Source organism: Campylobacter sp. RM5063, assembly GCF_024723655.1.
Taxonomy (GTDB): Bacteria; Campylobacterota; Campylobacteria; order Campylobacterales; family Campylobacteraceae; genus Campylobacter_D; species Campylobacter_D lari_D.
Map to the genome: position 1 here is coordinate 43,953 of NZ_JANQDA010000013.1, position 6,892 is coordinate 50,844.

The 6,892-nt window shown below is 27.9% G+C and carries 8 protein-coding genes; 5 read left to right on the forward strand and 3 right to left on the reverse strand.

Going from position 1 to position 6,892, the window contains the following annotated elements; genetic code table 11:
* Positions 1-69 precede the first annotated feature (69 nt).
* From ftnA to CAMP5063_RS05735, 3 genes are all read right to left on the reverse strand, one after another.
* Positions 70-564, reverse strand: a complete 495-nt coding sequence (gene ftnA / locus CAMP5063_RS05725) for a non-heme ferritin (RefSeq protein ID WP_220566403.1) — start codon at positions 562-564, stop codon at positions 70-72.
* A 73-nt stretch (positions 565-637) separates the two neighbouring features.
* A complete protein-coding gene (locus tag CAMP5063_RS05730) occupies positions 638-1,801 on the reverse strand; it encodes a sensor histidine kinase (protein WP_337194979.1) in 1,164 nt (387 codons plus the stop codon).
* 128 nt (positions 1,802-1,929) lie between these two features.
* The gene (locus CAMP5063_RS05735) at positions 1,930-2,589 is read right to left on the reverse strand and encodes a response regulator transcription factor (RefSeq protein ID WP_263664948.1); all 660 of its coding nucleotides are present in this window, start codon (positions 2,587-2,589) and stop codon (positions 1,930-1,932) included.
* A gap of 86 nt (positions 2,590-2,675) precedes the next feature.
* Between CAMP5063_RS05735 and CAMP5063_RS05740 the strand changes: the two genes are divergently transcribed.
* From CAMP5063_RS05740 to CAMP5063_RS05760, 5 genes are all read left to right on the forward strand, one after another.
* A complete protein-coding gene (locus tag CAMP5063_RS05740; RefSeq protein WP_257928718.1) occupies positions 2,676-3,659 on the forward strand; it encodes a substrate-binding domain-containing protein in 984 nt (327 codons plus the stop codon).
* 16 nt (positions 3,660-3,675) lie between these two features.
* Positions 3,676-4,590 (forward strand): phosphate ABC transporter permease subunit PstC, encoded by a 915-nt coding sequence (pstC, locus tag CAMP5063_RS05745; RefSeq protein WP_047208303.1) that lies wholly within the window; start codon positions 3,676-3,678, stop codon positions 4,588-4,590.
* Positions 4,587-5,675 carry a phosphate ABC transporter permease PstA gene (gene pstA / locus CAMP5063_RS05750; RefSeq protein WP_133318866.1) on the forward strand — a complete coding sequence of 363 codons (1,089 nt, stop codon included), beginning with the start codon at positions 4,587-4,589 and terminating at the stop codon, positions 5,673-5,675. The genes pstC and pstA overlap by 4 nt, the downstream gene beginning before the upstream one ends.
* The gene (pstB, locus tag CAMP5063_RS05755) at positions 5,672-6,412 is read left to right on the forward strand and encodes a phosphate ABC transporter ATP-binding protein PstB (protein WP_087700725.1); all 741 of its coding nucleotides are present in this window, start codon (positions 5,672-5,674) and stop codon (positions 6,410-6,412) included. Before pstA ends, pstB begins: the two co-directional genes overlap by 4 nt.
* A gap of 59 nt (positions 6,413-6,471) precedes the next feature.
* A partial coding sequence (locus tag CAMP5063_RS05760) for a DUF2920 family protein (protein WP_337194980.1) occupies positions 6,472-6,892 on the forward strand: 421 nt, incomplete at its 3' end.

Sequence of the window (6,892 nt, forward strand, 5' to 3'; positions counted from 1 at the left end):
TACTTTTATTTTGCAAGAATTCTTTTAAATTAAAAGATATTTAGCTTCCAAATTTATGGAAGCTAAAAATTATTTATTAGTCAGACTTTTGATGTATTGATCTACCATGTATAAGCCATTGCCATTATCGCTTATGAGTTTGATTTTATCTACTATACCTCTAAAAAGCGCTTCCTCTTCGTGTTGTTCGCTTACATACCATTGTAGAAAATTAAAAGTAGAATAATCTTTACTTGAAAGCATAAAATCTACAAGATTATTAATAGAAGCAGTGATACTTTGCTCATGCTCAAAAGTTTTTTCAAATACATCAAGCAATGATTTAAAATCACTATCAGGTTTTTTAACTTCTTTTAATTCTACTTTAGAATCAGTTTCATTCAAATAAGTGATGAGTTTTCTAGCATGATCGCTTTCTTCTCTTGCATGCTCGAACAAAAACGCCCCTGCACCATCAAAACTATGCTCATAGCACCATGAACTCATACTCAAATACAAATTTGCTGCATACATTTCTTTATTAATTTGCTCATTTAATAAAGCTACTACTTCTTTTGAAAGCATTTTCTCTCCTTTAAGTGTTATTGCTTTATTATATTAATATAGTTTTATTAAAAAGATATTAATAATAAAAAAATTATTTTGTATTTTTTATACTAAAAGAAAAAACACTACCTTTTTGTGGGTTAGATTGAATTTTTAAAGAACTTTTGTGTAAAGTGAGTATTTTTTTAACTAAAAACAATCCTAGTCCAAAAGAATTGTTTTGGCTAGTATTGATTTTATAAAATTTTTTTGTGATTAGTTTTAAATATTTTTCCTCTATGCCTATGCCTTGATCTTGTATAGTAAATTCTTGGTTTTTAACTTCAATAAAAATATCTTTTTGACTATATTTTAGTGCATTGCTAATGAGATTAATAATAACTTGCTCAATGAGAAAAGAATCTGCTTTTATGAAAGTCTGCTCTCCTTGAATTTTAATCCTGCTTTCATTAAAATTTTCAACAATATTTTTACTTAAAGCATATAAATCAAAATTTTCTTCATTTAAAGATGTGATATTTAAATTAAAAACAAAATTTAGTTTGTGTGTTAGTTGGTTGATTTTTACGCTTTGCTTGTGAATTTTTTCAAGCATAAATTTTCTCATAGTTTCATCATTATGTTCTTTTTCTAAAGATTGCAAACTTAAATTTATAACACTTAAAGGATTTTTTAACTCATGTGAAATAGCACTGATTAAATTTGAAAGTTGAGTGTTTTTCATTTTAATTTTTTTGGCTTGTTTTTTATTTTGTAATTCTTTCTCATAAAATAATTTTTTTATTTTTAATAATCTTAAATTTAAAGAATTTAAATCATAAAAAAAGTTCTTTGTAAAATGAAATTCTGATTGACTCTTTATATTTTTAATAAACAAAAGTAATTCTTGAAAGTATTTTTTAAAAAAGTTAAATATAAAAATATATATTGCAGTTAATACTGCTAAAAAAAGTAAAAAAATCAAAATATTTTTTATCCAAAAATCTTGTATTTTTGCATTTATTTTTGGATAAACAATGATGATGTATTTATATCCTTCATATTGATAAGCTTTATAATAAATTTCTTTATTATTAAAAAATTCATGTGTAAAATCTGCGTTAAATTGATTTTTAAAGAAATCAAAATCATCTAAAGATGAGATGATTTTTCCATCTTTTTTGATGATAAAATCTGCTCTTGTTTGTTGAGAAAATTCTTGAATGTTGTTTGTATTGAGTGTTTTTATAATGCTAAATTTTAATGTATCATTCAAGGTTTTTAATTTTTGCTCATAAGTGCTTTTTATAGTGTTATTTATATATTGCTCATTAACAAAATAAAACAATCCTATAAAAAATATACAAAAACATATAAAAAATAAAGCAAAAAAATTTCTGATTTTTAACACAATTTATAACCCACCGAGCGCACTGAAATGATATTTTCTTTAATTTGTGGAATTTTTTGTTTTAATCTTAAAATAGCCGTATTGATTGTCTTATCGCTTGTTGTGTCATTTTTCCATACCTGCTCACTTAAAAATTGACGGCTTAGAAGTTGATTTTTGTGATTAAAAAAACACTTGAGTAATTCTACATCTAGGGTTGATAAATTGTCAAATGTATTTGTTTGATGAATTAATTTTCTCTCTTCTATATATAAAGTAAAATCTTGATAAGAAATTTGTTCTTTTGGAGTTTTATTTCTTTTAGTTACGGCTTTGATTCTAAATAAAAGTTCATTAAAATCAAAAGGTTTGCATATATAATCATCACAGCCTTGCTCAAAACCTTCTAAAATATCTTTTTGTAAAGTCTTTGCACTAAGAAAAATCACAGGCTCCATATAACCTTTTTTTCTTAATTGTTTTATCATCTCTACACTATCGCCACTTGGTAAATTTCTATCCATGATGATTAAGTCTATTTCATTTGTATCTAGAAAGGTTTCTAAGTCAAAAAAATCAAAATAATTATAAATTTTTATATTTTCTTGACCAAGTCTTAAACTAATTAACTCATTTAAATCTTTATCATCTTCTATCAAAATAACATTTAGCATATAAAATTATATCAAAAAATACATGTATCCAAAATGTTTCCAAGTTTTTTTAAATTTTCATTACTTTTTTAAAACAAGGAGAAAAAATGAAAAAACTTTTGGCTTTAAGTGTGGCTACCTTTGTTAGTTTAAACGCAGCAGAATTAAAAATAGCAGGTTCATCTACTGTCTATCCTTTTACTTCTTTTGTTGCTGAAGAGTATGCTTCTATAAAAAATACAAAAACACCTATAGTTGAAAGTCTTGGCACAGGCGGTGGTTTTAAAGTGTTTTGCGAGGGAATTACTGATATTTCTAATGCTTCAAGAGCAATCAAGCCAAGTGAATTTGAAACTTGTAAAAAATCAGGTGTGAGTGATATAGTCGGGATTATGATAGGCTATGATGGCATAGTTTTAGCTCAAAATAAAATCAATGCTCCATTAAATATAAGCTTACATGAGTTATTTTTAGCTTTGGCCAAAGAAATTCCACAAGATGGAAAATTAGTCCCAAATCCTTATACAAATTGGCAACAAATCAATAAAAATCTACCAAATAGAAAAATTACAATCTATGGTCCTCCATCAAGTTCAGGAACAAGAGATAGTATAGAAGAGCTTGTAATGGTAGATATTTCTAAAAAAATTCCTGAATATAAAGGTGCATATAAAACTATACGCCAAGATGGAGCATTTATACCAAGCGGAGAAAACGATAATTTAATTGTTTCAAAACTTTCTGTTGATAAAGAAGCTTTTGGGCTTTTTGGATACGGATTTTTAGCTAGCAATGATGATAAGATTAATGCAGTTGATATTGATGGTGTAAAAGCTGATGAGAAAAATATATCTGAAGGAAAATATAAACTAGCTCGTTCTTTGTTTATATATATGAATGCTAAGAAAAATCCAGAAGTATTTGAATTTGCAAAAATTTATATGAGTGATGATTTAGCTAAAAGCGGAGCAGAATTAGAAAAAATAGGATTGGTTCCTTTGGATGAAAAAACATTAAAACAAACCCAAAAACATATAGAAGAAAAAGGTTTATTAACTGATGAGCTTGTTAAAGCAGGGAAAGTTTTTTAATTTTTAGGATGAAAAATTGATAAAAGAAAAAATAATAAAATTAACGCTTTTTCTTTGTGCTTTTGTTAGCGTAGTAGTAAGCTTTGCTATTATGCTAACTATTTTAATAGAGGCATTAAAATTTTTTCAAAAAGAAAGCGTATTTACTTTTTTATTCTCAAGTCAGTGGGCAGCAGATGCTGCATTTGTAGGTGCTGATGGAAGTAGCAAGCATGGGGTTTTTGGTGCCTTGAGTTTATTTTGGGGAACTTTTTATATTTCATTAATAGCAATGCTAACAGCCTTACCTTTAGGTGTAATGTGTGCTATTTATCTTGGAGTATTTGCAGGTAAAAAATCTAAAAACTATTTAAAACCTATTTTAGAAATCATAGCAGGAATTCCTACTGTAGTTTTTGGATTTTTCGCAGCCATAGTTGTAGCTCCTTTTATAGTGTGGTTTTTTTCTCTTTTTGGTATAGAAGCTAGTTTTCAAAGTGCCCTAGGTGCAGGTTTTATCATGGGTATTATGATAGTTCCTATAGTGGCTTCACTCTCACAAGATTGTATTGAAGCTGTAAGTTTAAAAAGGATAAACGGAGCTTATGCTTTAGGTATGACTAAAAAAGAAGTCGTTTTTGCAGTAATTTTACCAGAAGCAATGCCAGGTATAGTTGCAGCTTGTCTTTTAGGACTTTCAAGAGCTTTAGGTGAAACAATGATTGTTGTTATGGCTGCTTCATTGCGTCCAAATTTAACAATGAATTTTTTAGAAGATATGACAACAGTGACTGTAAAAATAGTAGAAGCATTAAGTGGCGATCAAGCTTTTGATAGTTCTTTAGCTTTAAGTGCATTTTCTTTAGGGCTTGTGCTTTTTATTATTACATTAATCATTAATATTTTTAGCGTTTATTTGATAAATCGCTTCCATAAAAGGAAAAATTTATGAAAAAACTTTTTAAACAAAGAAAAAAAGCTTCAAAAAATTTCAAAAGATTCTGTAAAATGGGGCTTTATATAAACCTTATTTTTCTTTGTATTTTTTTATCAAGCGTAGGGTATCTTGGGATAGGAGCTTTTAAGCAAACTTACATTTATGCCCAGGCTGATAGAAATAGCCCTTCATATGAGCTTTTATCGCGTGCTGAACAAAGGAAAATAAGAACAGGTCAAATCAAAGAAAAATCTTGGCTTTTAGCAAATTCTGAAGTTGATCAATATATGAAAAAAAACTACAATAAACTAAGCGATGAACAAAAAACTTTAGTTGATGAATTAGTTCAAAAGCAAGAAATAAAACTAAGTTTTAACACAAATTTTTTTCTTAATGGAGATTCTAAATCACCTGAAAATTCAGGAATCTTTGCTTCTGTGGTTGGAACTTTACTTGTGATGATAGTATGTATGGTTGTAAGTATCCCAATAGGAGTTGGAGCAGCTATTTATTTAGAAGAATTTGCTCCGCAAAATGTATTTACGCATTTTATAGAAGTGTGTATTAATAACCTTGCAAGTATTCCTAGTATTTTATTTGGACTTTTAGGACTTGGGGTGTTTATTAATCTTTTTGGGATGCCTCGTTCTAGTGCTTTAGTTGGAGGATTAACTTTGGCTATTATGAGCTTACCTATTATTATTGTTTCAACTAAAGCTGCCTTAAAAAGTGTGGATATTAATATGAAAAATGCAGCATATGCTTTAGGCATGACTAAAATTCAAATGATAAAAGGCATTATGCTACCTTTGGCAATGCCTATGATTTTAACAGGTTCTATTTTAACTTTAGCTCAAGCTATTGGTGAAACCGCGCCTTTGATGATTATAGGTATGATAGCTTTTATACCTGATGTGGCAAATAGTGTTTTTGCGCCAACAAGTGTTTTACCTGCTCAAATTTTTTCATGGTCAGCTATGCCAGAGCGTGCATTTTTAGAAAGAACAGCAGCAGGGATTATAGTGCTTTTATCTCTTTTGGTGATTTTAAATTTAGCAGCAATACTTTTAAGAAGATATTTTCAAGGAAAATTAAAATGATAGCAAAAACAACAAATCTAAATTTATTTTATGGTAAAAAACAAGCTTTATTTGATATTAATATGGAAATTCAAAAAAATAAAATCACAGCTTTAATAGGTGCTTCAGGATGTGGAAAATCCACATTTTTGCGTTGTTTTAATAGGATGAATGACAAAATAGCAAAAATCGATGGTCTTGTTGAGATTGATGGAAAAGATGTTAAAAATCAAGATTTAGTCGTGCTTAGAAAAAAAGTTGGAATGGTATTTCAACAACCTAATGTTTTTGTAAAAAGCATTTATGATAATATTTCTTATGCTCCAAAACTCCATGGGATGATCAAAAACAAAGATGAAGAAGATGCTTTAGTGGAAGATTGTCTTAAAAAAGTAGGGCTTTTTGAGGAGGTTAAAGATAAACTAAAACAAAATGCTCTAGCACTTTCAGGTGGTCAGCAACAACGCCTTTGTATTGCAAGAGCTTTGGCCATAAAGCCAAAATTATTACTTTTAGATGAACCAACTTCAGCGCTTGATCCCATATCTTCAAGCGTTATAGAAGAGCTTATTAAAGAATTAAGTCATAATCTTTCTATGATCATGGTAACGCATAACATGCAACAAGGTAAGCGCGTGGCTGATTATACTGCATTTTTTCATCTAGGCGAACTTGTAGAATTTGGAGAGAGCAAGGAATTTTTTGAAAATCCTAAAGAAGAAAAAACAAAAGCTTATTTAAATGGAGCTTTTGGATAATTTTTATTTATTTAGAAATTTTGATGATATAATTAATCAAAATTTCTAAAAGGCTTAACATGCTTAAAAATGAAACTTATTTTATAGACTCTTGTGATGATGTAGAATTAAATATAAAAAGAGAAAGTAAATTAGAATATAGAATCACTTATGATGATAGTAAGCAAATGAAAGCTATTGTTTTTATCATAGGTGGGTATGGAGCTAATGCAAATATACATTTTCTAGAAAGTTATAGAAATTTTATAGCTAAAAAATTTGATGTAGTAGCTGTAAATGTATTTTATCATTGTTTTTGCCAAAGAGTTTCTGATGTGGACAAATATAGTGCAACTACTACTTTTATGGAAGATGATTTACCTTTTTTGAAAGAAGTTTTAGAAAATTTCAAAATTCAATCAAGTAAATTAGATACCAATAATGCTCATATACATTATGATTATTTGTATCATACCATTACTAATTTAAAAAATAATAAAA